Source organism: Litorivivens sp. (assembly GCF_041624475.1).
GTDB lineage: Bacteria > Pseudomonadota > Gammaproteobacteria > Pseudomonadales > Spongiibacteraceae > Litorivivens.
On record NZ_JBFJUX010000011.1, the window covers coordinates 41,067 to 67,087 of the forward strand.

Genomic DNA, 26,021 nt, shown 5'->3' on the forward strand with positions numbered 1-26,021 from the left:
TAACGACGATGAAAGCATTGAAATGGTTTGCAATTGTTCTGCTGGGTAGCACGACGCTGCTTGCTCTGGCCAAACCCTACCACCATGAGGGCCGCGGTGGGGACCATTTTCGGGAGCAGCTGCAGACCCTGAATCTGGACGGGGCCCAGCAGGCCTCAGTGGATGACATTTTAAATACAGCAAAAAAAGACAGAAAGGCGCTGCGAAAGTCTCAGCGGGATCTGTTCAAGCGCATGCACGCGCTGGATATGGCATCTGTGACGGAAGCGGAAATCAATGAGCTGAGTGAGGCGGTTGGCCGCAACGCCGCAGAAAAATTCCGACACCGCCTGCAAACCCGTGCGGCCATTGCCGCAGTGCTTACACCGGAGCAGCGGGAGCAATTACAGCAGGCAAAACAGGCGCGGAAAGCGGAGCTGCGCGAGCGCATGAAGCATCACCGGGACGCCAATTGAGGTGCGGCGGTGCATTGCACCGCATTTTCCTGGTCACACTTTGTTGACGGACATTTGCAGTTCGTCGTAGCGACTCTGGTCTTGTTTGTAACGGGCCTGACCGGTCAGTACCGCAATGCTGGCCTGTTCCGGTTTCAGGTAGGTGTCGGCGACCCGGCGCAGATCGTCCAGCGTGACGCGAATAATCGCTTCGCGCAGGGCATCGCGCATTTCCTTGCTACGACCAAACAGGCGATTCTGGAAATCGCGTTTGGCTTCCCCCGCCGGTGATCCCGGCTTATCCAGACTGCTGATGACGCCGAGTATGGCCTGCTCTAACTGTTCTTCGGAGTGAGAGTTGGACTGCAACCAGTGCAGGGCCTGATCAAAATCATCCAGCGTACCCAGTGTTCGCGGGTCGCGATAAGAGTAGAAGCGGAAGGCCGCGATATTGGAATCCTGTGAGGCGCCGCCGCCATAGGCGCCGCCCTGTTCGCGAATGGCACGATGCAGATAGCCGTTGCGCAGGAAGCCACCCAGTACCGTCAATGGGGCCGCATCGGGATGGGTGAGTGGCACTGTGGCATAGGCCTTGGCGCAGAAGTTGACCTCGGCCGAGGTGATCCAGACCTGTCGCACACTCTCGCGCAGACTGGGGAGCTGCAGGACAGCATTTTCTCCACGCGCCACGTCGGCCCAGACTTCGCTGTTACTGGCGAGTAGTTCGTCCTTGAGCTCTTCTTCACCAATGCACAGCAGTTGTTTGTCGGCTTGCTGAAACAGTTCGTGAAGGCGTTTGAGCTGCTGTGCGTGGGCTTGGATGCCGTCTTCACTCTGCGCCGTATCGTGGCGTTGCTTCAGTGCCTGAATACCCGCCAGGCCCGAGAGTCGGTGGGAAAGCGCGGCCACCGGGCTCATAGCGCTGGAAGCGGCATGCATGGCAAACATATGGCCATTGCCGGTAATGCTGTTCTCGGCATGGGCGCGCTGCTGTGCCAGCAATTCGCCCAGGCGTGCGTGCTCGTCAAAGCGGGCACTCTGCTGGGTTTCAAACATCAGCTCGCTCTGCTGGCGGTGGAAGCGCTGCAATGCCTTGCTGCTGAGTATGCTGTAGCCCATAAAGTGCTGTTCATTATCAGCCGCTGCCCGGTAGCTGTTGAAGGCCGCGATTGAGCCGCACACGGCGGCCTGGCGTGCCTGAGTCTCCAGATAACTTTCATCGCCCACGCCCACTTCGGTCAGGGCTGTGTGGTAATTGTTCAGCAGGGGCAGAAGGTCATCGGGCAAGGGGGGCAGCGCGGTGATCAGCTGCTGATACACCAGCCCGTTGGTGCCGCGGCTGTACCAGGTGGCAGGCAGCTGGGCACAGGTCGTGTCGTCGTGAGGAATATCGGGCAAACCGTCCGAAATATCATCCAGTCCAACCTTGGGCAGAATGGATTCGTCTTCCTCCGCTCGCTGGCGGGCCTCCAGCTCGGCGGCCTGTTCAATAATGGCGGCGCGCTCGCTGTCGCTGAGGCTGTTCTTGATTGCCGCCAGGCGGGCTCTCTCGGCTTCCTGACGTTTAAGGGGCAACTCGGTGTCGGGCGCCATATGCAGGGTGACCCGGTGCGGGTTGTCGAGCAGAAGTTCACGGGTGAGCCGTTTGATGTAATCCGGGTCGTTGATTTTTTCCCGGATGGCGGCAATGGCCGGTTCCATATCGAGCAAGGCAATAGGGTCACCGCGATGAGTGGCGCTGCCCAGTGCATTGAGCAGTAATTGCAGGCCGTAGGGGTAGCTGTCGCCGGAGATTTCACGTTGATGCAGTTCCAGCTGGTTGAGCATGGCTTCCAGTTGCTCGACCGGCACGCCGTCTGTCGCTACGCCTTCCAGTGTAGTCAGAATCAGTGCTTCAACCTCAGCGACGCTATCGGCGTGGCAGCCTTCCAGACCGCAAACGAAGACCATCTCCTTCAAGGAGTCTTCCAGTCCACACAGGGGCGAGGGCGCTGTGCCTAGCTTGCTGGTTTCCAGCGCGTGCAAAAGGGGCGACGCGCTGTTGTCGAGCAGCACATTGTTCAACAGTTGGGCTTCGAGCGCCGCTTCCAGATCTGTAGAATGCCCCAGCAGCCAGCCAACCACGAGGTGATGGCGTTTGTCTTTTTCGCTGGCGTCCTGTTCCGTGAAGGGGTAAAGCTCTTTGACCCGCTGCGGTGTGCTGTAGCGCTGCTCGTCGGGAACATGGATTTCCTCGGGCAGAGCCTCGAATTCCTTCAGCGCCAGATTTTCAAAATTGTGCTGGTGCTCGGCGGCTGGAATGTCGCCAAAGGTCATAAAGATGGCGTTACTGGGATGATAGTGGGTCTCGTAAAAGGCCTTGAGCTGCTCGTAAGTGAGGTCGGGGATGTTTTCCGGTTCGCCGCCGCTGTTGTAGTGATAGGTGACGGAGGGGAAAAGGTGGTGACACAGGGCCTGCCACAGCTGGCTGGGCACCGAACTCATGGCGCCTTTCATTTCATTGAACACCACACCCTTGAACTGGAGCTCACTGTCGGGGTTGTCCGGTTCGGTAAATTCCAGGCGATGACCTTCCTGGGCGAAATCGAGGGGATCCAGCCGGGAGAAAAACACGGCGTCGAGGTAAACCTCGATCAGATTCTGGAAGTCTTTGCGGTTCTGGCTGGCAAAGGGGTAGGCGGTCCAGTCGGAGCTGGTCAGCGCATTCATAAAGGTATTCAGCGAGCGCCGAATCATCATGAAAAACGGGTCGCGAACCGGGAAGCGGCGACTGCCGCACAGAGCGGTGTGCTCCAGTATATGGGCAACCCCCGTTGAATCCTCCGGTACTGTGCGCAGCGCGACCATAAACACGTTCTCGGGGTGGTCGGCGGCCAGATGGTAGTGAATGGCGCCGGTGCGCTGGTGGCGGTATTCCTCAACGGTCAGGTTCAGGGCGTTGATGGTCTGCTGGCGCTGGAGGGTAAAAGCCGGGTGCGCAGGTTGTGGCATAAAGCGGAAAAACTCCTGTTAAAAATGCGGGTTGGTAGCCGCTGGGAGGAATAAAAACAAGGGGCCAAGCTTAGCGGAAATCAGGGCGGCTGGCGAACGGTGGATGGCGAGGGCAGCGCGAGACGAACCCGGTAAATGCGCGGCCAGTATTTGCCGGTCACCAGCCAGCTGTCGCTGTCTTTGTCGTAGGCAATGCCGTTGAGTACGTCGGTGTGTGGGGCTCGTATGGCCGGGGGGTAAAGCCCGGTCATGTCTAGAATCTTGAGCACTTCGCCGCTCGCCTCGTCGATGACCAGGATGCAGTTGGTCTGCCATTGATTGGCCAGTACCAGGCCATTGTGCCACTCCAGTTCATTGAGGAACTTCATGGGCTTGTTTTGATAGTGAACTGCAACACGCCGGCGTTCGGAGAAGTCGGATGGATTGATGAAGCGCAGCTCGGCGCTGCCGTCGCTCATAATCAATTCGCGGCCATTGTGGGTCAGCCCCCAGCCCTCGCCGGGGTAGAGGTGGCGTTTCTGAAAGGCCAGGGTCAGCGGGTCAAACACCAGCGCAGTCCCTTGTTTCCAGGTCAAGACATAGAGCCTGTCGCCGAACACGGTCATACCTTCGGCGAAATAGTTGCCAGGCAAGGCCAGCTGGCGGTGTCCACCGCGCAGATCGCCGTAGATCAGAAAGGATTTGCCGTAACCGCCGCTGCTTTCATAGAGCTGTTTGTTGTGCAGCACCAGCCCCTGAGTAAAGCCTCGGCTGTAGTGCGGATAGCTGTCGATCAGTTCAAAGTCTGCAGCAGTTGCCAGCATGCTGCTGAGCAGCAGACTCCATAGCAGAGTGGTTCGCTGTAAGAGAGTTCTCAGAAAACTGTCTCCATTTGCGGTGTAAAGTGACAGTCCAGTCTAGCGCAGAGCCACTCCATCCTGAAGCTGGAGCGACGACTGGCAGAATGTCGAGCTGTTAACACAAAGGTTGAGACGTCCTTCCTTGTGAGGGGGGGGCGTATGGGGTTTGATGAGCGGTAAAAGCGGTGGCACGTTTTAGGGGGTATTAAATGCTGCACAGCTTGAACCAGGTCAGTTTTACCGACCGTGTATTGCAGTTGATTCCCGGTGCAGATCGGGTGCAACTGAGACGTATGTTTGGCGGCGTCGGCTTGTTTGAGCACAATACGATGTTTGCCATTGCTGTGAATGAGCGGCTGTTTCTGAAGGCCGATGCCAAAACCCGTGGCGATTTTGAACGACGCGGCCTGGAGCGATTTCACTACGATCACAACGATCAATCTCTGACCCTGGACTTCTATCTGGCGCCAGCCGAAGTCTTCCGGCATGACCGCGATATGGCGCTGTGGGTTAATCGGGCCCGGGCCGCCGCATTTCGCGGCAAAACTGCGGCCAACAGCTAGTCACGTTCACCAAGCCAGTAGCTGCCCGTCAGCTTCAGGTTGTAAGTTCTTCGGCTTCCGGCTCGTCATTCACCTGCGCCTTGTCGCGACTGAACAGGCGCAGAATATCCTCCAGAATCAGGTAGCTTGCGGGCACCATCATCAGGTTAACAAATGATGCAATCAATACCCCGAAGGCCAGCGAAACCGCCAGTGGAACAAACATGAAGATGGCGAGGTTGTGGTTGGTAATCAGGGGGATTAGACCGACAAAGGTGGTGAGGCTGGTCAGAATAATCGGCCGAAAACGCACGACGCCGGCTTCCAGCGCGGCCTTTTCCACGGGCATTCCCTCGCTGCGGCGCTGATTGATGTAGTCGACCAGTACCAGCCCCGAGTTCACCACGACCCCGGCCATGGCCACGATGCCGAGCAGTGACCAGATAATCAAGTCGAGTCCCAGCAGGTAATGTCCGACCAGCGAACCGATCATCCCAAAAGGTATAACGCCCATGATCACAAAGGGCTGGAAGTAGGATTTCAAAGGAATAGCCAGCAGACTGTAGATTACGAACATAGCGATCACCATATTGCGCAGCAGTCCGGCCAGGGCGCCGGCCCGCTCTTCCGCTTCGCCGGCCAGCGAATACTCGATCGAAGGATAACGCTGGGTAATCTGCGGCATGATCTCGCTGATGGCGTGATTGATGATAGCTTCGGGCGTGGTGACGTCGCGATCGATATTGGCTTGAACCGATACGACCTGTTTGCCATCAACCCGCTGAATGGTCGAGTACCCCCGCCCGGTGGATACCCGAGCGACGCTGTTGAAGGGCACCTCGGCTCCGGTTTCTGTGCGGATCATCATATCTTCCACATCACCCAGCGAGCGCCGTTCGCTTTCCGGAAAACGGACCATCACCCGCACATCGTCCTGACCGCGCTGAATGCGCTGTACCTCTAGGCCGTAGAAGGCTTCCCGCACCTGATTGGCCAGCGCTGATGTAGTGAGCCCAAGCGTGCGCGCTTCCGGTTTCAGGTCGAGCTGTATTTCCAGTTTGCCCGGGCGAAAGGTGTCGGTGATATCCAGCACACCGGGTAGTTCCGCCAGTGCTTCCTTGAGTAGAGCTGCACTCTGCTTCAGGTCCTCCGTCGATTCGCCGCGCAATTGCAGATCCAGCGCTTTGCCCACAGAAAAGGCCGATGCGGTAAAGGTCAGCTCCAGTGCTCCCGGTATGGCACCCGTTAGTTCTCGCCAGCGCTCGACGATGGCGTTGGGGTCCAGACCGTAGTCGTCGGGGTTGAGTGTCTCCAGTGCCACCTCTGCGAAGTGGCCGCCCACAGCACTGCCATCGCCGATAGATCCTTTTATTAGCGGGGCGCCAATGGAAGACAGAATATGCTTCACCCGACTGGGTTCACCCTCGGCCAGCTTGGCATCCAATTCCCGCTGCAGCTGGTTGGCGGCCTTCTCTATCTGCTGGACTCGGGTCAGCATGGTGGTCTGGTCGGTGCCTGCCGGCATGGTCAGCGTGGCATAAAGGCGCTCGCCAACCACATCGGGTATGAATTGCAGGGACAGACGTCCACTGGCGACCAGCCCGAAGGCCGCGATCAGCAGGGCGAGGCCCGAGGCCAGAGCCAGGTAGCGCCAGCGCAGGGTGATGACCAATAGAGGCTGGTAGACATTCTCCGCCAGTGACTGCAATTGCCGGGGCAGCCAGGATTCGCGGTTCTGGCGGCGGCCGCTGGTCAGAATACGGTGGGAGAGGTGCACGGGCAGAATCAGCTGGGATTCAATAATGCTGAAAAACAGTGCGGCAATAACCACAATGCCCAGCACCGCAAACCACTCGCCAATTGCGACCGGAATGACGACAAAGGGCATAAACGCAACCATGCTGGTCAGGACACCAAAAATGACCGGGATGGATACTTCCTGGGTGCCGGCAATAGCCGCCTCTTTGGGGCCAAGCCCTTTGAGTTGATGGGCGTAGATGCGTTCTGCCACAACTACCGCATCGTCCACCAGAATACCTAACACCAGAATAAAGGCGAGTATCGACATGGTAGAGATAGCGATATCGGCGACCGGGAAAATAATCAGGCTGCCTGCCAGCGCCACAGGAATGCCCACTGCCACCCAGAACGCGAGGTTGGGTTTGAGAAACAGTGACAGCAGCAGGACCACCAGCAGTAGCCCCGACCCGGCATTGGTGCGCAGTAGGTTCAGTCGGTCGACCAGATCCTGGGATTCGTCTTTCCACAGGGTCATGCTAATACCTTCGGGCAGATCCGCTTCGGCCTGCTCCAGATAGGTTTTGACCCGCTCGGCAAGATCGATAACGTCTTCCTTGCCAATGCGTTTGACCTGAATCATGACCGCCGGGTTGCCGTCAAAACGCACGCGCAGATCCTGGTCCATGAATCCATCCACGACATTGGCGATATCGCCTAGCGTAATGACACTGCCGTCTTCGCGGGTCAGGACGATGATCTCTTCAAAATCTCGCCGGCTATAGGCCTGGGCCTTGGTGCGCAGCAGTACTTCACCGCTTTCGGTTTTGATTGCGCCGCCGGGCAGGTCCAGCGAGCTGTTTCTGATGGCGGCGGCGACCTGTTCCAGCGTCAGCCCATAGCGACGGAGGGTGTGCTCGGACACCTCAATCGACATTTCATAGGGGCGAACGTAGGTGACCTGTGCTTGGGAGACACCCGGCAGCTCCACGATATCGTCGCGAATTTTGTAGGCGAGTTCTTTCAGGCTGCGCTCGTCGGCTTTGCCGGCAAGCATGATGTGCAGCACGTGGGTGAGGATGTCTTCCTCTTTGACCTGAGGTTCTTCCGCGTCCGTCGGAAAGGAGTCAATGCCATCCACCCGGCTTTTAATATCGTCGACCACCTTGCCCTTGTCGACGCCGATTTCCATTTCAACCCGGGTGACGCAGGCGCCTTCCTGGGCCGTTGTCAGAATCTTTTTGATATTGGGCGTGCCTTCGATGGCTTCTTCAACCCGTACGCAAACCGATTCTTCCACTTCGGCCGGGGATGCGCCGAGGTAGGGAACGGTGACGCGAACCACATCGGTAGCGAGGTTGGGAAACTCTTCCCGGTAGGTGGAGGTCAGTGTCAGGCCGCCGACAATCAGCAGCACCCACATCATCAGGTTGGCGGCAACCGGGTTGTAGACAAACCAGCGAATCAGGGAATGCACGCGCTACGCTCCCTTGGCGGGGCTGGTGTTTACGCGCATGCCTTCAACCGCAACTGTCAGCGGAGAGATGCAGACTGCTTCGCCGGCTTTGAGACCGGACTGCACCAGTATTTCCTCGCCCTGCACGCGCAGTATTTTCACATGACGAAAGTGCAGCCGGTTGTCTTCATCCACCACCAGTACCTGCTGGTTGTCGCGCAGTGCACTGCGGGGCAGGGTAATTACGTCCGGGTAGACTTTGCCCTGAATGGCGGCTTTGACAAACATGCCCACCAGCAGTGGGGCGTGACCTGGCTCAACAATATTCTCAACGGTGACCACGCCGTAGACCAGTCGCGTTGCCGCATCGATTTCGCCTTCGGTGCGCTGCAGTTCGCCGCTCCAGAAGTATTCGTTTTCGCCGATATTGCCGGCGATAGTGACCGGCAGAGTGTTATCCGGCGCCAGCACGCCCTGGGTGCCGGGCGGGATGTCCAGATAAACGAATTGCTCAATGCCGATGGGCAGGTGCACTTCGTAAAAATCGGTGGCATAGAGGGTGGCTATATTTTCGCCCTGGGTCAGATACTGGCCAAAATCCACCGATTCCTTGCGCACCCGGCCGGCGAAGGGGGCCTTGATGATGGTCCGCTCCAGATTGGTTTTTGCCTGCTGCTGCTGAATCCGGGCTTCGTTAAGAGACGCTTCCGCAAGGCGGAAACTGCGCCGGGCCTGATCGACCTGTGTTTCACTGGCGAGATTGCGGCGAATCAGCGACTCGATGCGTTTTAATTCGCGTCGCGCGTGGTCAAATTCCACCTCGGCGCGCACCAGCCGGGTTTTGCTCGAGGCCAGCGCCGTGCGGTAGTCGGTATCGTCAATTTCCAGCAGTTTTTCGCCCGCCGCAAACAACCCGCCATTGACGAGCTGCGGCGAGATCCAGACAACCTTGCCCGACACTTCCGGTTTAAGCACCGTTTCACTGCGGGGCCGCACGGTTCCCTGAGAATAAACTTCGACCTCGGTATCCTGAGGTTGCGCGATAACGACTTCTACCGTCGGATAGTGAGGTTCAAGCGCTTTTTTCTGGATCTGCGGCGGGTTATTAACCTGATATTGGTAGGCGGCAATCCCCAGGCTAAGGGCGACAAGAGGCAGCAGGATCTTGAAAAACAGCGAGCGGTGCTTTCTGGGTTCAGACATTGTCGAAAATTCTTTTCTGGAAGGGCGGCGAGCCTGACGGCGGGCAGCTGCAACTATACGCAAGCCTGGCACGCCACGCCATTACGCGGCTTTAATCGCTCGTATTCATGCGGTCTATTTCGGGTGCATTGAGGGCTGGCTGTTGACCAGCTTGAACACCCAACCCGGCGGCAGCAGGTTCATCAACCAGCGCACAATTCGCCCTTCTCCTATCCAGATTTCATCCCGGTTCTGTTCAAGGCCTTTCAGAATGGCTTTTACGCAGCTGTGAACGCCCACTTTGGCGCGGTGGATGTCGCTTGTCATAGCGGTTTCAACAGTTGGCGGAAAGACTTCGACCACTCGAACGCTGCCTTTTAGATGTAGGCGAAGCACCTGAGTAAAGGCGTGCAAACCGGCTTTGCTGGCGCTGTACATTGGCGAGGTGGATACCGCGACAATGCCGCCGGGGGAGCCGACATTGATGATGCAGGGTGACGGCTGTTGCTGGAGGAGGGGCAGCAGGGCCATTGAGAGCTCCACCGGCGCCTGCAGGTTGGCGCGTATTTCGGTGTCGGCCACGGCCCGATCAAAGCGCTCCGGTTTGCCCAAATGGTAGTGGTTGAGAATAGCGGCATTGTTGATCAGCACATTGACCGCATGTCCGTCATAACTCAGCTGTCGCACCAGATGGTCGATCTCATCGGATTTGCTGAGGTCACAGCGGTAACTGTGGATGGTGCTGTTCAGCGCCACGGTTTCATCCAGCGCTGCCTGTCGTCGTCCACATATGATCACCGTGTTGTCACGCTCGGCCAGCGCTACCGCCAGGCCCTGGCCAATACCGCTGCCGCCGCCGGTTATCAGTATGGTGTTGCCGCTCAACTGCATGCGAATTCCCCCAATGGTTTGACTGTATTGAAACAGAGCCTGCCAGTAGCCGCGCTTAATTTCTCTTCATGAGCATCTATTCGCTAGACGAGGGGGCTACTCGACCGCGAATCAGGTCGCGAATCAGAAATCGACTGGGTGACAAAGCCTTTACCAGATCGGCGGGCAGCGGTGCAAGCTCGCCGCAGATCTGACTGGCCAGCAGTTCCGCGCAGAGCGGCGTAGAGGTGAGCCCCCTTGAACCGTGGGCCAGATTAACAAACAGGCCGGGGAAGTTGGCGGGGGTGGCGTGAATCGGCGTTTTGGCATTTTTCGCCAGCGCGGCAAAGCGCTCCAGTGTGTCCGCTCGGTGGGCCAGAGGGCCCACCAGAGGCAGGTAATCCGGGCTGGCGCAGCGCAGTGCTGCTCTCCCGCCAGTGACCTGCACCGCATCGACGGCACTAAAGGCTTCGGGCAGTGCGGCCTGTATGCGCCTGAGATTGTCCTGATGTTCACTGTCGCGAAGGGTGGTATCGCTGCAATCAACTTCATAGCTGGCGCCGAGTATGGTGTTGCCGTTTACCGCGGGCGCGACATAGCCCTCATGGCAGACGACGGTTTTCAGCGGCGGTTCGATGGCGTCCGCAGGCAGGTAGCTCAGCTGACCTCGAATACTGCGCAGCGGCAAATAGTTCGCACAGTCAAAGTTGCTGGCGGACTGCCCGCTGGCAATGACAACTGCATCTGCCCGATAGCTTTGCCGTTCGCCTGAAAGCAGCCACTGGTTTTGTTCGCGCTCAAGCGCCGTAATTGGCTGGTTCAGGTGTAGGCTGATCAGCGGGTGGTCCAGCAGCTGCTGGCAGACCTTGGCCGGTTCTAGCCAGCCCGCTGTGGGATAGAGCACCCCCTGTGAGGCTACCTTCGCTCCGCTTGCCTCACTGGCTTGTTCGCGCGACAGAAACTGACACCAGTCACCCTGATCGGCAAAGGTGCTGCGCAGTTGCTGCCATTGCTCAGGGGGCAACAATTGAAAGACGCCGCACATATCGCCTGGCAGGGGTGACAGGGAGCGATAACTGCGCAGGGCGTGCAGAAAGCTGCTCAGGGCAAAACGATTAAGCTGGCCGTCGCGATGGGAGAGTTTGGTAAAGAGTATGCCCTGAGGGTTGCCCGAAGCATCGGGCGCGATGCTGCTGCCGCGCTCGAAAACCTGCACCCTCACACCGCGCTCGGCCAGCGCGCGCGCGGTGTGGCTGCCGGCTAAACCGGCGCCTATTACCGCGACCTCTTTCGGGCGCTCAGGCAGTGCAGTGGCAATATGCCAGGCGGCAGTATCGGCTTTTGCATCCAGCGCCATTGATGCAGGCGGATGCTGCATTTTGCCGCGCAGCATCTCACGCTTGCGCCCATAACCGCGCACCTTTTCTACAACAAAGCCACGCTCCTTGAGCGCGCGCTTGACGAAGCCTGCGGCGGTAAACGTGGCGAAGCTGGTGCCGGGTCGGCTGTGCGCTGCGATAAGGTCAAACAGTGGTTCATTCCACATGCCGGGGTTGGTGCCAGGCGCAAAACCGTCGAGAAACCAGGCGTCGACACAGGGGCCATAACGGTATAACTCGGGGTGGGTGGTGCTAAGTGCAGCGCGCAAGCCGGCTTCCGCTTCGTCGAATACCAGGTCGAGAATGATAGTGTGAATGCCGGCTTTGAAATGCAGGCGATGATGGCCGCGCAGCAGGGGCGGGTAGTGTTCGATCAGCGCGTCAGCTTGTGATTTGAGCTGCGGCCAGTTGCCCAGCGCACGTTGCAGATCGGCGCGGGTCAGCGGGTGTTTTTCCACACTCAAAAATTGCAGCGTGTGGGCCTCGGTTCGGTCCTGCACACAGGCTTGCCACTGCTGCCAGCAGGCCAGAAAATTCAGACCGGTGCCAAAACCGGTTTCTGCAACGCGAAACTGCGGTCCTGTCAGGTTCTGCCAGCGATGGGATAAATGATTGTTATCGAGAAAAACGTAACGAGTTTCTTCAAGGCCGTGATCCCGTGAATAGTAGACATCGCCGTAGTCGGACGATACTGGTACATTATCGTCTCCCCACTCGATGCGGGCTGCGCTTACTTGATAGGGCACGGTTTCAGAGCTCGGTTAATAACACACGGTGGCGCTGGCTGTTGCTTGGTGGGTGGGCTTGCCAATGGGCGCATTGTAGCAACGCTGAGACGATAATCGAAGGAAGTGACTGTTAACCTCATGCGAAAACTAGTTGTCGCTGCCAGTCTTTTTGCTCTCCTGTTTCATTCTATGCCACTGCTGGCCCGTGCCGTCGATGCCGAGCGGCAGCGTATTACCCTGAGCCTGGCCACCGAACCGCCTAGCCTCGACAGTGCCCTGGCAACTGACCAGATTAGCAGTTTCCTGCTGGCGCATTTGATGGACGGGTTGGTGCAATACGGCCCGGACGGCTCTCTGGTACCTGGAATTGCCCGGCGTTGGGAGGCCAGGGAAGATGGCGCTACTTTCTGGCTGAGAGAGGATGCCACCTGGAGCGATGGCAAGCCGGTGACCGCCGAACAGTTTGTCTATGCCTGGCGTCGGGCGGTGGATCCGGCTACGGCCTCCCAATACGCTTTTATTCTGTTTCCCATCAAAAACGCTGAAGCAGTCAATCGCGGTGATATGGCGCCTGAAAGGCTGGGCGTTCGGGCTTCGGGCTCTCATAAGCTGGAAGTCAGTTTTGATAAACCGTGCCCCTATTTTGCCAAGCTCACCGCGTTTATGACCTTTTTTCCGGCGCGGCAGGATGTGGTTGAGCGCTGGGGACGGGCCTATGCTGCAGACGCCGATAAGATGATTTTCAATGGTCCCTTTGTGCTCGAGCGCTGGGTACACGGTGCGCGTTTGACCCTGAAGAAAAACCCGCGCTACTGGAATCAGGCAGCCATCAAGCTGCAGGAAATTGACCTGCCCTATATCACGTCCGACCCGAGCACCCACTACAACCTGTATAAAGACAACCGCATTGCTCTGTCGCCACTCGATTCCAGTACGCTCAGTGATGCGCTGGCTAGGGGCTATGAAACCCATTTGTTTGATTTTGGTACCCTGTTCTTTCTGGAGTTCAATTTCCGGGAAGACCGGGCGACCCGCAATCTGGCTTTGCGCCGCGCCATTCAATCAGTGCTGAATCCCTCATTACTGGTCTACAAGGTGCTGGGCCTGCCAGGCATCAAACCCGCGTACAGTCTTTTCCCGTCGAGCATGCGCGCGGGAGGAGGGGTGTTTTCCCAGCAGTATCCGCCTCCCCGCATTGACTATGATATTGAACAGGCCCAGCGCTATCTGGCGCAGGCAAAACAGGAACTGGGCACGATTCCTCCGCTGACTTTGCTGGTGGGCGATAGTCCCCGAGCGGTTAACGAGGCGGAGTTTTATCAGTACGTGCTCAAGCAATCCCTTGGGCTGGAAACCCGGCTCGATCAGCAAACCTTTAAACAGCGCATTTCAAAAATGCGGCGCGGGGAATTTGATATTGCGGCGGCAGGCTGGGGGCCGGATTTCGACGACCCGATCACCTTTGGCGATCTGTTCGCCTCCTGGAATGAAAACAACCGCGGCCGCTTTATTCACGCCGGCTACGATGCGGCGGTAAGACAGGCTCAGCAATCCCTCGACCCGGAAGTGCGGCTACAGGCCTTTGATCGCATGCAGCACATTGTCAGCGAGGAAGTTGTCATTATTCCAACCTACGAGAATGTGGGGCTTTATGTGCAGCATCCACAGCTCGCCGGAGTTCGGCGTTCCATTTTCGGTGGTGACCCCAATTTCCGCTATGCCTGGGTAGAGCCCTGATGCTGCGTTATGTTCTCAAACGGATTGCTTACGGCGCGCTGACGATCTGGTTTATTGCCACTGCGACCTTTTTCGCCATGCATGCGGTGCCGGGTGACCCCTTTAACAGCGCCAAGGCGGCGACGCCTCAGCTGCGGGAAAACCTGCGCGCCCGCTACGGTCTGGACAAGCCCGTCGGCGAACAGTACGTGCTGTATCTGAAAAACATGTTACGCGGTGATTTTGGTATTTCCTTCACCCAGGAAAATCGCCGGGTAAACGATATTATCCGCGAGCATTTTCCGGTATCCGCCATTCTCGGTGTGGTGGCCCTGCTGATAGCCACCGCAGGCGGTATTGCCGGCGGCGCGGTGGCTGCTTACTGGCATAACCGCTTGCCTGACCGTCTGTTGATGATGGCGGTGGTGCTGGCGATTTCGATACCCAGTTTTGTGATCGCCGCGCTGGCTCAATTGCTCATTGTGCAAGCCAATGATCTGACCGGGCGCAGCCTGCTGCCGGTGGCCGGCTGGGGCACCCTGTCACATTTGTGGATTCCGGCGCTGGTGCTGGGGCTCGGCACGATGGCTTACCTGGCACGTCTGATGCGCTCGTCGATGCTTGATGTCATGAATACCGATTATATTCTCACCGCCCGAGCCAAAGGTTTGGGCAATTGGCAGATTTTCTGGCGCCATCAGTTGCGCAATGCCCTGTTGCCGGTGGTGACGGAACTGGGGCCCACGATCGCCGCAATCACAACCGGCGGTTTTGTGGTGGAGTTGATCTTCGCCATACCTGGGCTCGGACGCTATTTTGTGCAGGCGGTGCAGCAGCTCGATTACACCGTCATTATGGGGACGACCGTGTTTTACGGCGCCTTTCTGGTGCTGATCGTGGTGATTGTGGATTTGCTCTATGGCGTTATCGATCCTCGCATTCGCCTGCACGGGGGGCGGCGTTGATGAGCTATCTGGCTACCGATTTTGAGCCCCTGCCGCCGCAGGCTCCCGAAACTGCCGAAACTCTTATACCGAGTCCGCCGCTGTGGCGCTTGTTGCTCGGTGATGTTCGCGCCTGTATTGCTGCCCTTACTGTCGTCGCGATGCTGTTGCTGGCGGCGGTGGGCCCCTGGATCTGGCCGCAAAGCCCGGCGACCCAGTGGCTGTCTCAGGTATCCGTAGGGCCGAGCGGGGCGCGGACGGTAGATGTGGTGCCGGACGATCCCTGGCAGGGCCCTGACCGGGCGGTCGATTCACTGACGGCACTGCAGGCTACGACCACTGCAGTAAAACTCGCCTGGCCGAGCCTGCCCACGGCGGTAAGCTACCGGGTGTATCGCAATACCGGCGGTGTCGGACTGGGTATGCCATTGACGGAAACGGTGAATACCTACTACGCCGATCATTTGCAGCTGTCGGAGCAGACTTATCGCTACAGTGTGGTGCCGGTAAAAGTCGATGGCACGACCGCTGAGCCGCTCTGGATTGAGGTCAATCCGCGCCTGACGCTGGGAGCGTTTGAGGCAAAGCTGTTGGGGCTGGTGCCTCATGAGGGGCAGGTGTCACTGCCGGCCCACCCGCTGGGTACCGACGCCCTGGGCCGGGATATGCTCAGCCGCATTCTGCACGGGGCCCGCACTTCGATGCTGGTCGGGTTAAGCGCTCCTCTGTTATTTATCACTCTGGGCGCGTTCTACGGTGCGCTGGCGGGTTTGTTGGGCGGCTGGGTCGACAACCTGCTGATGCGCTTCGCGGACTTCGTGGTTGCTCTGCCGTTTCTGTTATTCATGATTTTGTTTCGGGTGGCTCTGGGCATCGAATCGGGTGAAAGCGGCCTGTTTCCCATGGTGCTGGCGATGGTGCTGTTAAGCTGGCCCTCGGCCGCGCGGTTGGTGCGGGGCCAGGTGCTGCAGTTGCGCGAAAGCGCGTTTGTCATGTCGGCGCGATTGGCCGGTGCGAGCAATTTCTATCTGATTCGTCGCCACCTTTTACCCAATGTACTGCCCCTGCTGCTGGTGTCTCTCAGTTTTGCCATTCCCCAGGCCATTTTCACCGAGGCCCTGCTGTCGTTTATCGGCATGGGTGTGGTGCCGCCCACGCCGTCCTGGGGCACCCTGTGCAATGAGGGTATTCGCAGCATGCTGACCCATCCTCACGAGCTGGTGATTCCGGCGCTGGCCATCAGTGCCACGGTGCTGGCCTTTAACGTGCTGGGTGACGCCTTGCGCGATGCGATGGATGTAAAAGTGCGCAGGGGGGTGAGATGAGTCTGTTGCAGGTTCGCGACCTTCACCTTCATATTGGCGACCAGCATCTGGTGCGCGGCGTCGATCTCTCAATCGATGCTGGTGAGTGTCTGGCGCTGGTTGGCGAGTCCGGTTCCGGTAAAAGTCTGACCGCGCTGTCGCTGATGCAGTTATTACCCTCCAATGCCCGGCTTGAGCACAGAGAATGGCTGTTTGCCGGGCAGGATATGCGATTTGTTGATGAGGCGGGTTGGCGCAAGCTGCGGGCCCGGCGCATTGCCATGGTGTTCCAGAACCCAATGACCGCTTTGAACCCGACCATGACCATCGGGCGCCAGATTGCAGAAGTGATCAATCTGCATACCGGTAAAAGTCGCCGCTCCGCTTTGGCGCGCGCCGTCGAGTTGCTGGACCGGCTGGGTATCGTCAATGCCCCCCGCCGGGCCAGACAGTACCCCTTTGAGCTGTCCGGCGGCATGCTGCAGCGGGCGGTGATCGCGATGGCGGTGGCCTGCGGGCCCTCTCTGCTGATCGCGGATGAGCCCACCACGGCGCTGGATGTCACGGTGCAGGCCGAGGTGCTGATGCTGCTGAGGGAGTTGTGCAGTGACGAAGGTTTAGGCTTGCTGTTGATTACCCACGACCTGGGTGTAGTCAAGGATATGGCTCGGCAACTTGCTGTCATGTATGCGGGCCGTATTGTCGAGTCTGGAAGCTGCGAGCAGGTGCTGCGTGATCCGGCCCACCCGTATACGCGGGCGCTGCAGGCGGCGATGCCAAGCCTCGGCGGAGAGGCGCAATCACTGCAAGGTATTGCCGGTACGCCGCCGGATCTGTCCCGGCAGATCGACGGCTGCGCATTCGCGCCGCGCTGCCCACAGGCCATGAATATCTGTCCCCGACGTTTGCCGCCGGCATTCAGCCCGGTACCGGAGCAGCGGGTGGAATGCTGGCTTTGGGAGCAGGCGCGATGAGTCTGCTGGAGATTGATCGACTGACCTGCCGTTTTGGTGAGGTCACGGCGGTGGATGAGGTCAGCCTGAGCGTTAATGAAGGAGAGTTGCTGGGGCTGGTGGGGGAGAGCGGTTCTGGCAAGTCCACCCTGGGACGCGCCATCTGTGGGCTGGTGCCCCCGTCGCAGGGCCGAATTCGCTTTGCCGGTCGCCCTTTGCCTGAACGGTTTACCGCCAGTACCTTCCGGCGTCAGGCCGCGCTGGTGCAGATGGTTTTTCAGGATGCTTACAGTGCTATGAACCCGCGCATGACCCTGCTCGACAGCCTGCGCGAACCTCTGCTGCTGCAAGGCAAACAGTGCGGCAAGGAATCTCGGCTGGCGCTGGACTGGCTTGATCGGATCGGGCTTCCCCGGCGCTTTGCCATGCGCTACCCCCATGAATTATCCGGTGGCCAGCGCCAGCGTCTGGGTATTGCCCGCGCCTTTATCACCGAGCCCAAGCTGGTGATCTGCGATGAGCCGGTTTCTGCGCTGGATGTGTCTGTACAGGCCCAGATCATCAATCTCCTGCAGAATCTGCAGCGCGATACCGGCGTCGCCATGCTGTTTATTGCGCACGATCTGGCCGTTGTGCGCCATCTGGCTGAGCGTACAGCGGTGATGTATCACGGGCGGGTGGTTGAGCTCGGGGGGCGGGATTTGTTCGCCAGGCCGCGCCACCCCTACACCCGGGCTCTGGTAGCTGCAAACCCCGGAGCGGGCGGTGAGCTTATGGAATCGAGGAGTCTGCTGCCGCCGGCAGCGACGGGCTGCGCTTATCGAAAGCGCTGTCCCTATGCGGCATCAGTCTGCGAAGCTTCAGTGCCGAAGCTGATAACTGACGAAGCTGACCGGCAGGTGGCCTGTCACCGGCTGGAGGACATTGACAAGCTGCGGTAGTGGAGAGAAATACGGAGGACTAACTATCCAGCGACTCCGGGTAAGCAATGATACGCGGCGCGTCGCGGTCGCTCGCATCCATCAGAATCACCATCTCTTGACCGCCGAATTCTTCGGGCATCTCTATATTCCAGCGAAAAAATGACACGCGGATGCGGTTTTCACCAGGCTGAATAACCGTGTTCGCTCGGTACTGATAGTTTCCCAGACCTTTGAAACGGTCGCTGTTCTTCTCCACTTCCTGTCCATTCACAAAGTGGCGAACATTCAGAATCTTGTTACTGCGAATCTTCAGACCGTCGCCACCGATGCGCAGCTGCAGGTTGGCAAGTTCCGTCAGCACCTGTGCGCGGCTGGTCAGCAGGGTGAAGTCGCGGTCCAGCTCCAGCGGTTCATTGCTGCTTGCCACTTTATTGTCGGGCTCTGACTTTGCTTTGGTCTCGGCTTTGGCGACCGGTTTTTCGGCGGCGGAGGGCTGGTTGTTGTTTGCCTGAGCGCGATTGCGGGCTTCGGCCTCAGCGCGCCGAGCCGCCTCTGCTTGCTGGCGCTCGCGATAGGCTGCAATTTCCCGCTTCATTTCAGGGATGCGTTTTTCGACCCGCTCAAGTTCACGGCGAACGCGGATCAGCTCGCTTTCCACGCCGTCCTGTTTGGCCTCCAGCTGACGCAACTGACTATTGGCTGAACGAAATTTGCGCTCTGCCAGATGCATCTTGAATTCGGCGTTGCGCAGCCGGCTTTTGTTGGTTGGTGTGGGGTCGGTTTCGTACTGCTCGCTGGCCTCTTCAAAACCGGCGACAGCTTCGTCGTAGGCGGCTTTTTCGGGCCCGTCCGACGGCTCCGTATTGGCCATCTGCTGGCTCAGCGAAACCGATTGCTCGCGCAGGGACTGAATTTCTTCCTGCAGCTCTGCCTGACGTGCCTGCAGGCGGGATAAATCCTGGCTTGAGGGTTGCGCCAACGCACTCTGGCTCACGATGCTGGCTGCCAACAGGCAAACTTTGCCCAAGCGAATAATATCTGAGGGTTTCATGGCTGAAGTGGAGGCTCTAAGCGATTTCTACAAAGGTGTCACTGGTATACAGTCATTATTGTTTTGCTTGTCTATTGTACAGTGAGGACGGCAATATCCCCGCCCCTACAAAACAGCGCCAACTATTACAGAAAATGGTCGTCGGGTCAAAAATCCTCAGTTCCGTTCATCCGATGGTAATCTTTCCGGTCTGGTCGACAGCGGAGCAGATTTTTTCAATCATGGCAATAACTTGTGAATTCTGGCGCGGCAGGTTTCGGGTGGGCTTGTGACGTCGAAACCCGAGTTGGCAGGCGGTTTGCGTCAGATCAGTGCTTTGAGCCTGAAAGCGGTCGTCTATATCGGCAGCATTCGGCTGGAGCGTGTGAAGGAGTGGACAGCGACCGATGCCCTTGCTCGCTCGATCGTTTGTGGAGAGGAGTTGAACTGAGTTCATCAAGCGCTTGTTTTCAATGGGTTTAGCTGGCGGGTCCATAGATTGCATGAATGCCCGCTATTGCCGCTGTAACCCCGGCAGAGTGCGTTGACAGGGTTATCAAAGACCGTTAGCTTCACCTAGCCCAAATTCAAACAAGACGGATAAGCCTGCGCCAAGGCTGACCGCGATAAATAATACCGATCGAGGAAGGACCGTGTCCGAACAAAACAAGACCGTGAACGAAGCCATTTCCGCCGCGCGTGCCCGGGCGCGAGTGCCCGAAACCATTGATCCAGACAAATTCAAGAATCTCGTCGAGCTGTTTCACTTTTGCGTAGAAAGCTACCGCTCACGCGATGCGGTCAGCAGCATCGGTCACACCCTGACCTATGACGATCTGGAGCGCCAATCGGCTGCGCTCGGTGCTTATCTGCAACATAAAACAAATCTCAAGCCCGGTGATCGCGTTGCGATCCAGATGCCCAACATTATCCAGTATCCGGTTACTTTGTTTGCGGTGCTTCGCGCTGGATTTGTAGTGGTTAACACCAACCCGCTGTACAGCCCGCGTGAGATTAAGCACCAGCTGAACGATTCTGGTGCCAAAGCGCTGATTCTGTTGGCGAATGTTGGGGAAGCAGCGGCGGAAGTGCTGGCGGAAACGCCGGTCGAAACTGTCATCATGACTGAGCTGGCCGACCTGCACCCCGGTTTCAAGGGGCGTCTGATCAACTTTGCCGCCCGCCACGTCAAGAAGATGATTCCCGACTACGATATGCCGGGTGCTATTTCCTTCCGCAAGGCGATTGCCCAGGGGCGCAAGCTCACCCTGAAAGAAGCGTCGCCTGACTCCAACGAGGTAGCACTGCTGCAGTACACCGGGGGGACCACCGGTGTGTCGAAAGGGGCGATGATAAGCCACCGCAATCTGGTCGCCAACATCCTGCAGGCGGCGAGTATTTTCGATACCTACGGCTTTGAGGAAGGCCCTCAAACCTTTATCGGGCCGCTGCCGCTGTATCACATCTACTCCTTTACCCTGGGCTTTATCGTGATGATGCAGGGTAACCACACGGTTCTGATCCCCAACCCGCGGGATATGGATGCCTTTGTCAAGGAGATGAAAAAGTGGAAGTTCAGCGGCATGAGCGGCCTGAACACCCTGTTTGTGGGGCTTTGCAAGCATCCTGAATTCAAGAACGTTGATTTTTCTCACCTGAAAATGACTCTGTCAGGTGGTATGGCACTGACCACGGCGGCAGCGAATACCTGGAAGGAAATTACCGGGTGCGAGGTTTATGAAGGTTACGGCCTGACCGAGACCTCGCCGATTGTATCTACCAATCCCGGTGGTGCGAATGAGCTGGGTACGATCGGCGTGCCGGTGTCGAATACCGAGATCAAAATCGCCGCCGAGGATGGCTCCGAGCAGCCCATCGGAGAGCGCGGTGAGCTCTGCGTGCGCGGCCCTCAGGTGATGCTGGGCTACTGGCAGCGCGATGACGAAACCGCCAAGATGATCGACGAAGATGGCTGGCTGCACACTGGCGATGTTGCGGTTGTGCGTGAGGACGGTTACCTGAAAATCGTCGACCGGATGAAAGACATGATTCTGGTATCAGGCTTCAACGTCTACCCCAACGAAATTGAAGATGTGGTCTGCGCCCACCCGGAAGTAGCCGAGTGTGCGGCAATTGGGGTGCCGGACGACAAATCCGGTGAAGTGGTCAAGATCTTCGTGGTCGGCAAGAATGGAGCGGTCAACGAAGATTCCCTGCGCGCCCACCTGCGCGAACAGCTGACGGGTTATAAAATGCCCAAGCATATTGAGCAGCGCGACGAGCTGCCCAAATCCAATGTCGGCAAGATCCTGCGCAGGGAGCTGCGTGACGAGGAAATGAGTAAGGCCTGAGCACTTGCTTTATAATTGCCGCTGAATTCTCAGTGGTTAATGAGAAACGCCCTGCGGGGCGTTTTTTCGTTTTGAGGGCTATGCAGACTAAACAGCAGATTGACGCCATCTGGCTCGCCGACGAACCCCGCTTGCGGCGTTTGCAGGGCGATATTAGAAAGCGATCGCGCCAGGGCAAGCCAACGGATCGTTTGCAGGCCAAATTCAGCGATATGTTGGCTCAGTCGCAAGCCAAGGTGGCTGCGCGCCGGCAGACACTGCCACAGATCAGCTATCCTGACCTGCCCGTCGCCCGTGAAGTGGAGCGCATCCGCGCGGCCTTGTTGGACAATCAGGTTATTGTGGTGGCCGGCGAAACCGGTTCCGGCAAAACCACCCAGTTGCCCAAACTCTGTCTTGAGGCCGGGCGCGGTATTCACGGTCTGATCGGCCATACCCAGCCGCGACGGCTGGCGGCCCGCACCGTCGCCCAGCGCATTGCCAGCGAACTGCAGACGGAGTTGGGCGCGGCGGTGGGCTATCAGGTGCGCTTTCACGATCAGGTGTCAGATGGCACCTATATCAAGTTGATGACCGATGGCATTCTGCTCGCTGAAATTCAGCACGATCCTTACCTCTATCGCTACGATACGCTGATAATCGATGAGGCCCACGAACGCAGCCTCAATATTGACTTCCTGCTCGGCTACCTGAAGCTGTTGCTGCCCAAACGGCCCGATCTGAAAATCATCATCACCTCAGCGACCATCGACGTGCAGAGATTTTCCGAGCACTTTGATAACGCGCCGGTCATAGAGGTCTCGGGGCGGACCTATCCGGTGGATATCCGCTATCGACCGCTGGAAGAGTTGAGTCCCGAGCTGGACCAGGCCGAGGCCATCGAGCAGGCGCTGCAGGACCTGGACGCCGAGGGCGGTCGTCGGCAAGGCGATGTGCTGGTTTTTCTGAGTGGCGAGCGCGAGATTCGCGCAGCGGCGAAACAGTTGCGGCGCTCCAGCCTGATGGGACTGGAAGTCCTGCCCTTGTATGCACGCCTGAGCGCGCGTGAGCAACAGCGCATCTTTGACGAGGGCGGGAGACGGGGATGGCGCGTTGTGCTGGCGACCAACGTCGCGGAAACCTCGTTGACCGTGCCGGGTATTCGCTTTGTTATTGACACGGGCACGGCGCGCATCAGCCGCTACAGTTATCGCAGCAAGGTGCAGCGCCTGCCGATCGAGCCGGTGTCACAGGCCAGTGCCAACCAGCGGGCCGGGCGCTGTGGGCGCGTCGCGCCAGGCGTTTGTGTGCGCTTGTATTCCCAGGAGGATTTTGAGGCCCGCCCGGCCTTTACCGAGCCGGAAGTGCAGCGCACCAATCTCGCATCAGTGATTCTTCAGATGCTCAATATGCGATTGGGCGATATCGAAAACTTTCCTTTTGTAGACGCGCCGGATCGCCGCTTTATCAATGACGGCTACAAGCTGCTCGAAGAGCTGGCGGCGGTGGACAAGGGTGAACTGACGCCGCTGGGCAAAACTCTGGTGCGCCTGCCGGTTGATCCGCGTATGGCGCGCATCCTGCAGGCGGCCAGCCAGCTCGGTTGTCTGCAGGAAGCCTTGATCGTTGTCAGCGCGCTCAGTATTCAGGATCCGCGCGAACGGCCCGCCGACAAGCAGCAGGCCGCCGACGAAAAGCACCGTCGCTTTATCGATAAAGACTCGGATTTTTCGGCCTATGTGAATCTCTGGAACTATCTGGAGGAGCAGCGTCAGGAACTGTCCAACAACCAGTTCCGAAAAATGTGTCAACGCGAGTTTATCGCGCCGAGTCGCGCTCAGGAGTGGCGTGAGCTGCACTGGCAGCTAAAGCTAGCCTGCCGCGATAACGGTTGGAAACTCAACGCGGAACCAGCCTCCTTTGAAGCCCTGCACCGGGCGGTGCTGGCCGGCTTTTTGAGCCACGTGGCCAAGAAGGACGAGCAGCACTGGTATCGCGGCACCCGCAACCGCAAGCTGCGCATTTTTCCGGGCTCCGGGCTGTTCAAGAAAAACCCGGCCTGGATTGTGGCGGCAGAACTGGCGGAAACCTCCCAGCTTTTTGCCCGCTGCGTGGCCAGAATTGAACCGGAGTGGATACCCGGCATCAACGACGCAGTGCTGAAACACCAGTATTTTGAACCCCACTGGCAGGCAAAGGCGGGGCGTGTCAGCGCCTTCCGGCAGACCAGCCTGTATGGGCTGGTCATTCAGGATCGGCAGCGAGTCAATTACGGGCCCATCGATCCGGTGTTATCGCGGGAGATACTAATTCGCAGTGCATTGGTAGAAAGGCAGTACCGGGGCAAGGCGGCATTTTTCGCTCACAACAAAGCAGCAATTGATAAGGTGCTGGCGCTTGAAAGCAAGCTGCGGCGGCGAGACCTGTTGATCAGCGATGATGCCATGTTTGCCTTTTACGACCGCCGGCTGCCGCCGGAAATTGTCAGTGCCCGACATCTGGAGAGCTGGCTGGGCAAGGCGGAAGAAAGCGAGCGCAAGGCACTGGAGATGAGCGATGACGATGTGCTGGCCGTTAGCCAGAGTCGCGAGGCCATCAATCAGTTTCCGGACACCTGGCGTTGGGGCGAGCTGCGCCTGCCCCTGCGCTATCGCTTTGAGCCCGGTCATCAGGGCGACGGTGTGACTCTGGTGGTCCCGTTGGTGCTGCTCAATCGAGTGCCCGAGCACCTTCCCGAGTGGCTGGTTCCGGGTTTGCTGGAAGATAAATGCGTCGCGCTGCTAAAAGCTCTGCCCAAACAGTGGCGCAAAAAGCTGATGCCGATACCCGTCACGGTCGGAAAAGCGCTGTCACTGATGGAGGCCGGTGATCAGCCCCTCAGTCGCGCGCTGGCCGAGGCGCTGCGACGGGTGGTCGGCGAGACGATACCGCCGGAGCTGTGGCGTGGAGATCTGCTCGACGCGTTCTATCTGATGAACTTCGAAATTGTGGATGAGCGCGGCAAAGTGCTCGCGCAGGGTCGGGACCTACAGGCACTGAAAGCGCGTTACAGCGAGCAGTCGGCGGCCGAGTTACAGGCTCGGGGCGAGCAAAACACCGAGCAGCAGATATTTACTGAATGGACACTTGATCGGCTGCCGCAAAATAAACGTATCAAGCAGGGCGGTGCCGAGGTTACGGCCTATCCTGCTCTGATAGACCGCGGCGACGCGGTGGAGCTGACCCTGCTGGATACGGCAGACGAGGCCGACCGCCAGAGTCGCAGGGCGGTAGTCAGGCTGCTGACGCTGCAGTTGACCCGCCAGTTGAAACCCTGGCGGGAAAGTCTGTTGCGCGGCAATACTGAGCAGTTACAGTTGGCGGCCCTTGGCGTGCGGCGCAAGGATTGGGTTGAAGACGTGATTGAGGCGGCCGTCTACCAGACATTTGTCGACGGTCGCGAATTGCCCCGTGACAGCGAAGATTTCGCTGCGCTGATTGCCTTACCGGGGCTCGAAGAGCAGTTGGAGCGGACGGCAGAGCTGACAAAACGCATACTGGAAAGCGCAGCCGCGGTACGCAAACGACTGAAAAAGCTGACCCAGCTGACCTGGATAGAAACGGTCGGCGACGTCAGAGAGCAACTGGACGCTCTGTTGTTCAAGCGGTTTTTGCGAGAGCTGCCGACAAACAGGCTGGAGCAGTACCCCCGGTATCTTGATGCTGTGTCACAGAGGCTGGACAAACTGGAGGGGCACTATCAGCGTGAGCGGCAGATACTGATCGGCTTGCGTAAACTGACTGAGCCGCTGTGGCAGACGACGAGTCCGGAGAAACTGGCGGCTGACAGTTCAAATGCGGTGCTAGAAGAGTATCGCTGGGTATTGGAGGAGTATCGGGTCTCGCTGTATGCTCAGGGGCTTGGGACGCGGGCTCCGGTGTCGGAAAAGCGACTCAAGGCGCTGTGGCGAGATTATGAACAAAGCCGTGCCGCCCGGGTTTAAGGCGAGTGCGCTGATGCGCGACTAAGCTAATTGGGTATGCATAGAAACAGTAAGGAAGTGATGTTTCGGCAGAAAGTGGCTGTGCACGAATTTATGCCTTGACCTGCCTGTGCAGAACGCGGGTAAATCCGTCAGGGTAGCGTAATAGAATAATGAAACGTATGAGCGCGAATATCGATTTTTCTGTGGGCTGTAACAAATCGGTATTTGCTTCATCTAAAAGGCAACATCAACTCAGGAGAGTACTCCCATGGCGAAAATGAGCAAAAAACCTTTGGCTGCAGCATTGAGCGCAGCGGTATTGGCTGGCGGTGCAGTATCCACAGTCAGTGCGGAAACCAACCCCTTCGCGGCAACGCCGCTGACCGCGGGCTACGATTTGGCATCCTTTGGTAAACACGCCGAGGGCAAGTGTGGCGAAGGTAAATGTGGTGCTGAATCCAAAGCCAGGGGTGAGGGCAAATGTGGCGAAGGCAAGTGCGGTGAAGGCAAGTGCGGCGCTGAGTCCAAAGCCAAGGCTGAGGGCAAGTGCGGTGAAGGCAAATGCGGAGAAGGTAAGTGTGGTGCCAGCTCCAAAGCCAAGGAAGGGAAGTGCGGCGAAGGCAAATGCGGCGCCAGTTCCAAAGCCAAAGAAGGTAAATGTGGCGAAGGCAAGTGCGGCAGCCACTGAGCACGCTGTA

18 protein-coding genes are annotated in these 26,021 nt (G+C 58.2%); 11 read left to right on the top strand and 7 right to left on the bottom strand.

What is annotated here, in order from left to right; all coding sequences use genetic code 11:
• The first annotated feature begins 8 nt into the window (after nucleotides 1-8).
• Complete coding sequence (locus ABY734_RS12090) at nucleotides 9-455, top strand: Spy/CpxP family protein refolding chaperone (protein WP_372779440.1); 447 nt, start codon at nucleotides 9-11, stop codon at nucleotides 453-455.
• Between the two features lie 33 nt (nucleotides 456-488).
• On the opposite strand, the gene ABY734_RS12095 is transcribed toward ABY734_RS12090, so the two are convergent.
• Together ABY734_RS12095 and ABY734_RS12100 are read right to left on the bottom strand one after the other, a co-directional pair.
• Nucleotides 489-3,425, bottom strand: coding sequence for an insulinase family protein (locus ABY734_RS12095; protein ID WP_372779442.1), 2,937 nt, complete (start codon nucleotides 3,423-3,425; stop codon nucleotides 489-491).
• Between the two features lie 80 nt (nucleotides 3,426-3,505).
• Complete coding sequence (locus tag ABY734_RS12100) at nucleotides 3,506-4,228, bottom strand: glutaminyl-peptide cyclotransferase (protein WP_372779443.1); 723 nt, start codon at nucleotides 4,226-4,228, stop codon at nucleotides 3,506-3,508.
• A gap of 245 nt (nucleotides 4,229-4,473) precedes the next feature.
• Here ABY734_RS12100 and ABY734_RS12105 point away from each other — a divergent pair, with 245 nt between their 5' ends.
• Complete coding sequence (locus ABY734_RS12105; protein ID WP_372779445.1) at nucleotides 4,474-4,827, top strand: TfoX/Sxy family protein; 354 nt, start codon at nucleotides 4,474-4,476, stop codon at nucleotides 4,825-4,827.
• Between the two features lie 34 nt (nucleotides 4,828-4,861).
• Here the strand turns inward: ABY734_RS12105 and ABY734_RS12110 are convergent, their stop codons facing one another.
• The 4 genes from ABY734_RS12110 to mnmC form a co-directional block, all read right to left on the bottom strand.
• Complete coding sequence (locus tag ABY734_RS12110) at nucleotides 4,862-8,020, bottom strand: efflux RND transporter permease subunit (protein WP_372779446.1); 3,159 nt, start codon at nucleotides 8,018-8,020, stop codon at nucleotides 4,862-4,864.
• Nucleotides 8,021-8,023: 3 nt separating this feature from the next.
• Nucleotides 8,024-9,202 (bottom strand): efflux RND transporter periplasmic adaptor subunit, encoded by a 1,179-nt coding sequence (locus tag ABY734_RS12115; protein WP_372779448.1) that lies wholly within the window; start codon nucleotides 9,200-9,202, stop codon nucleotides 8,024-8,026.
• Nucleotides 9,203-9,316: 114 nt separating this feature from the next.
• Entirely contained in the window at nucleotides 9,317-10,072 is a 756-nt protein-coding gene (locus ABY734_RS12120; protein ID WP_372779450.1) for an SDR family oxidoreductase, read from the bottom strand.
• Between the two features lie 76 nt (nucleotides 10,073-10,148).
• Nucleotides 10,149-12,176, bottom strand: a complete 2,028-nt coding sequence (gene mnmC, locus ABY734_RS12125) for a bifunctional tRNA (5-methylaminomethyl-2-thiouridine)(34)-methyltransferase MnmD/FAD-dependent 5-carboxymethylaminomethyl-2-thiouridine(34) oxidoreductase MnmC (RefSeq protein WP_372779451.1) — start codon at nucleotides 12,174-12,176, stop codon at nucleotides 10,149-10,151.
• A 120-nt stretch (nucleotides 12,177-12,296) separates the two neighbouring features.
• Here mnmC and ABY734_RS12130 point away from each other — a divergent pair, with 120 nt between their 5' ends.
• Genes ABY734_RS12130 through ABY734_RS12150 form a run of 5 tightly spaced genes read left to right on the top strand, consistent with a single transcriptional unit; the run spans nucleotide 12,297 to nucleotide 18,016 of the window.
• The gene (locus ABY734_RS12130) at nucleotides 12,297-13,895 is read left to right on the top strand and encodes a peptide ABC transporter substrate-binding protein (protein WP_372779452.1); all 1,599 of its coding nucleotides are present in this window, start codon (nucleotides 12,297-12,299) and stop codon (nucleotides 13,893-13,895) included.
• Nucleotides 13,895-14,839: an ABC transporter permease gene (locus ABY734_RS12135; protein ID WP_372779454.1), complete on the top strand. Its 945-nt coding sequence runs from the start codon at nucleotides 13,895-13,897 to the stop codon at nucleotides 14,837-14,839. Before ABY734_RS12130 ends, ABY734_RS12135 begins: the two co-directional genes overlap by 1 nt.
• Nucleotides 14,839-16,143, top strand: coding sequence for an ABC transporter permease subunit (locus tag ABY734_RS12140; RefSeq protein ID WP_372779456.1), 1,305 nt, complete (start codon nucleotides 14,839-14,841; stop codon nucleotides 16,141-16,143). The genes ABY734_RS12135 and ABY734_RS12140 overlap by 1 nt, the downstream gene beginning before the upstream one ends.
• On the top strand, nucleotides 16,140-17,096 hold the full coding sequence (locus tag ABY734_RS12145) for an ABC transporter ATP-binding protein (protein ID WP_372779458.1): 957 nt from the start codon (nucleotides 16,140-16,142) through the stop codon (nucleotides 17,094-17,096). Before ABY734_RS12140 ends, ABY734_RS12145 begins: the two co-directional genes overlap by 4 nt.
• Nucleotides 17,093-18,016: an oligopeptide/dipeptide ABC transporter ATP-binding protein gene (locus tag ABY734_RS12150; RefSeq protein ID WP_372779460.1), complete on the top strand. Its 924-nt coding sequence runs from the start codon at nucleotides 17,093-17,095 to the stop codon at nucleotides 18,014-18,016. Before ABY734_RS12145 ends, ABY734_RS12150 begins: the two co-directional genes overlap by 4 nt.
• A 19-nt stretch (nucleotides 18,017-18,035) precedes the next feature.
• Here the strand turns inward: ABY734_RS12150 and ABY734_RS12155 are convergent, their stop codons facing one another.
• Nucleotides 18,036-19,049, bottom strand: a complete 1,014-nt coding sequence (locus ABY734_RS12155) for a hypothetical protein (protein ID WP_372779462.1) — start codon at nucleotides 19,047-19,049, stop codon at nucleotides 18,036-18,038.
• A gap of 268 nt (nucleotides 19,050-19,317) precedes the next feature.
• Here ABY734_RS12155 and ABY734_RS12160 point away from each other — a divergent pair, with 268 nt between their 5' ends.
• The 4 genes from ABY734_RS12160 to ABY734_RS12175 all read left to right on the top strand — a co-directional run bounded on the left by ABY734_RS12160 (nucleotide 19,318) and on the right by ABY734_RS12175 (nucleotide 26,011).
• Entirely contained in the window at nucleotides 19,318-19,479 is a 162-nt protein-coding gene (locus ABY734_RS12160; protein ID WP_372779463.1) for a hypothetical protein, read from the top strand.
• Nucleotides 19,480-19,681: 202 nt separating this feature from the next.
• Nucleotides 19,682-21,379 carry an AMP-binding protein gene (locus ABY734_RS12165; protein WP_372779465.1) on the top strand — a complete coding sequence of 566 codons (1,698 nt, stop codon included), beginning with the start codon at nucleotides 19,682-19,684 and terminating at the stop codon, nucleotides 21,377-21,379.
• A gap of 80 nt (nucleotides 21,380-21,459) precedes the next feature.
• A complete protein-coding gene (gene hrpA / locus ABY734_RS12170) occupies nucleotides 21,460-25,341 on the top strand; it encodes an ATP-dependent RNA helicase HrpA (RefSeq protein ID WP_372779467.1) in 3,882 nt (1,293 codons plus the stop codon).
• A 250-nt stretch (nucleotides 25,342-25,591) separates the two neighbouring features.
• Nucleotides 25,592-26,011 carry a hypothetical protein gene (locus tag ABY734_RS12175; RefSeq protein ID WP_372779468.1) on the top strand — a complete coding sequence of 140 codons (420 nt, stop codon included), beginning with the start codon at nucleotides 25,592-25,594 and terminating at the stop codon, nucleotides 26,009-26,011.
• Nucleotides 26,012-26,021 lie beyond the last annotated feature (10 nt).

What these genes read in the sequence shown, in the direction of transcription:
- ABY734_RS12095 (WP_372779442.1), bottom strand. Translation starts at nt 3,425, where the DNA reads ATGCCACAACCTGCGCACCCGGCTTTTACCCTCCAGCGCCAGCAGACC.
- ABY734_RS12145 (WP_372779458.1), top strand. Translation starts at nt 16,140, where the DNA reads ATGAGTCTGTTGCAGGTTCGCGACCTTCACCTTCATATTGGCGACCAG.
- ABY734_RS12130 (WP_372779452.1), top strand. Translation starts at nt 12,297, where the DNA reads ATGCGAAAACTAGTTGTCGCTGCCAGTCTTTTTGCTCTCCTGTTTCAT.
- ABY734_RS12120 (WP_372779450.1), bottom strand. Translation starts at nt 10,072, where the DNA reads ATGCAGTTGAGCGGCAACACCATACTGATAACCGGCGGCGGCAGCGGT.
- hrpA (WP_372779467.1), top strand. Translation starts at nt 21,460, where the DNA reads ATGCAGACTAAACAGCAGATTGACGCCATCTGGCTCGCCGACGAACCC.
- ABY734_RS12115 (WP_372779448.1), bottom strand. Translation starts at nt 9,202, where the DNA reads ATGTCTGAACCCAGAAAGCACCGCTCGCTGTTTTTCAAGATCCTGCTG.
- ABY734_RS12155 (WP_372779462.1), bottom strand. Translation starts at nt 19,049, where the DNA reads ATGAAACCCTCAGATATTATTCGCTTGGGCAAAGTTTGCCTGTTGGCA.
- ABY734_RS12140 (WP_372779456.1), top strand. Translation starts at nt 14,839, where the DNA reads ATGAGCTATCTGGCTACCGATTTTGAGCCCCTGCCGCCGCAGGCTCCC.
- ABY734_RS12105 (WP_372779445.1), top strand. Translation starts at nt 4,474, where the DNA reads ATGCTGCACAGCTTGAACCAGGTCAGTTTTACCGACCGTGTATTGCAG.
- ABY734_RS12100 (WP_372779443.1), bottom strand. Translation starts at nt 4,228, where the DNA reads ATGCTGGCAACTGCTGCAGACTTTGAACTGATCGACAGCTATCCGCAC.
- ABY734_RS12135 (WP_372779454.1), top strand. Translation starts at nt 13,895, where the DNA reads ATGCTGCGTTATGTTCTCAAACGGATTGCTTACGGCGCGCTGACGATC.
- ABY734_RS12150 (WP_372779460.1), top strand. Translation starts at nt 17,093, where the DNA reads ATGAGTCTGCTGGAGATTGATCGACTGACCTGCCGTTTTGGTGAGGTC.
- ABY734_RS12090 (WP_372779440.1), top strand. Translation starts at nt 9, where the DNA reads ATGAAAGCATTGAAATGGTTTGCAATTGTTCTGCTGGGTAGCACGACG.
- ABY734_RS12175 (WP_372779468.1), top strand. Translation starts at nt 25,592, where the DNA reads ATGGCGAAAATGAGCAAAAAACCTTTGGCTGCAGCATTGAGCGCAGCG.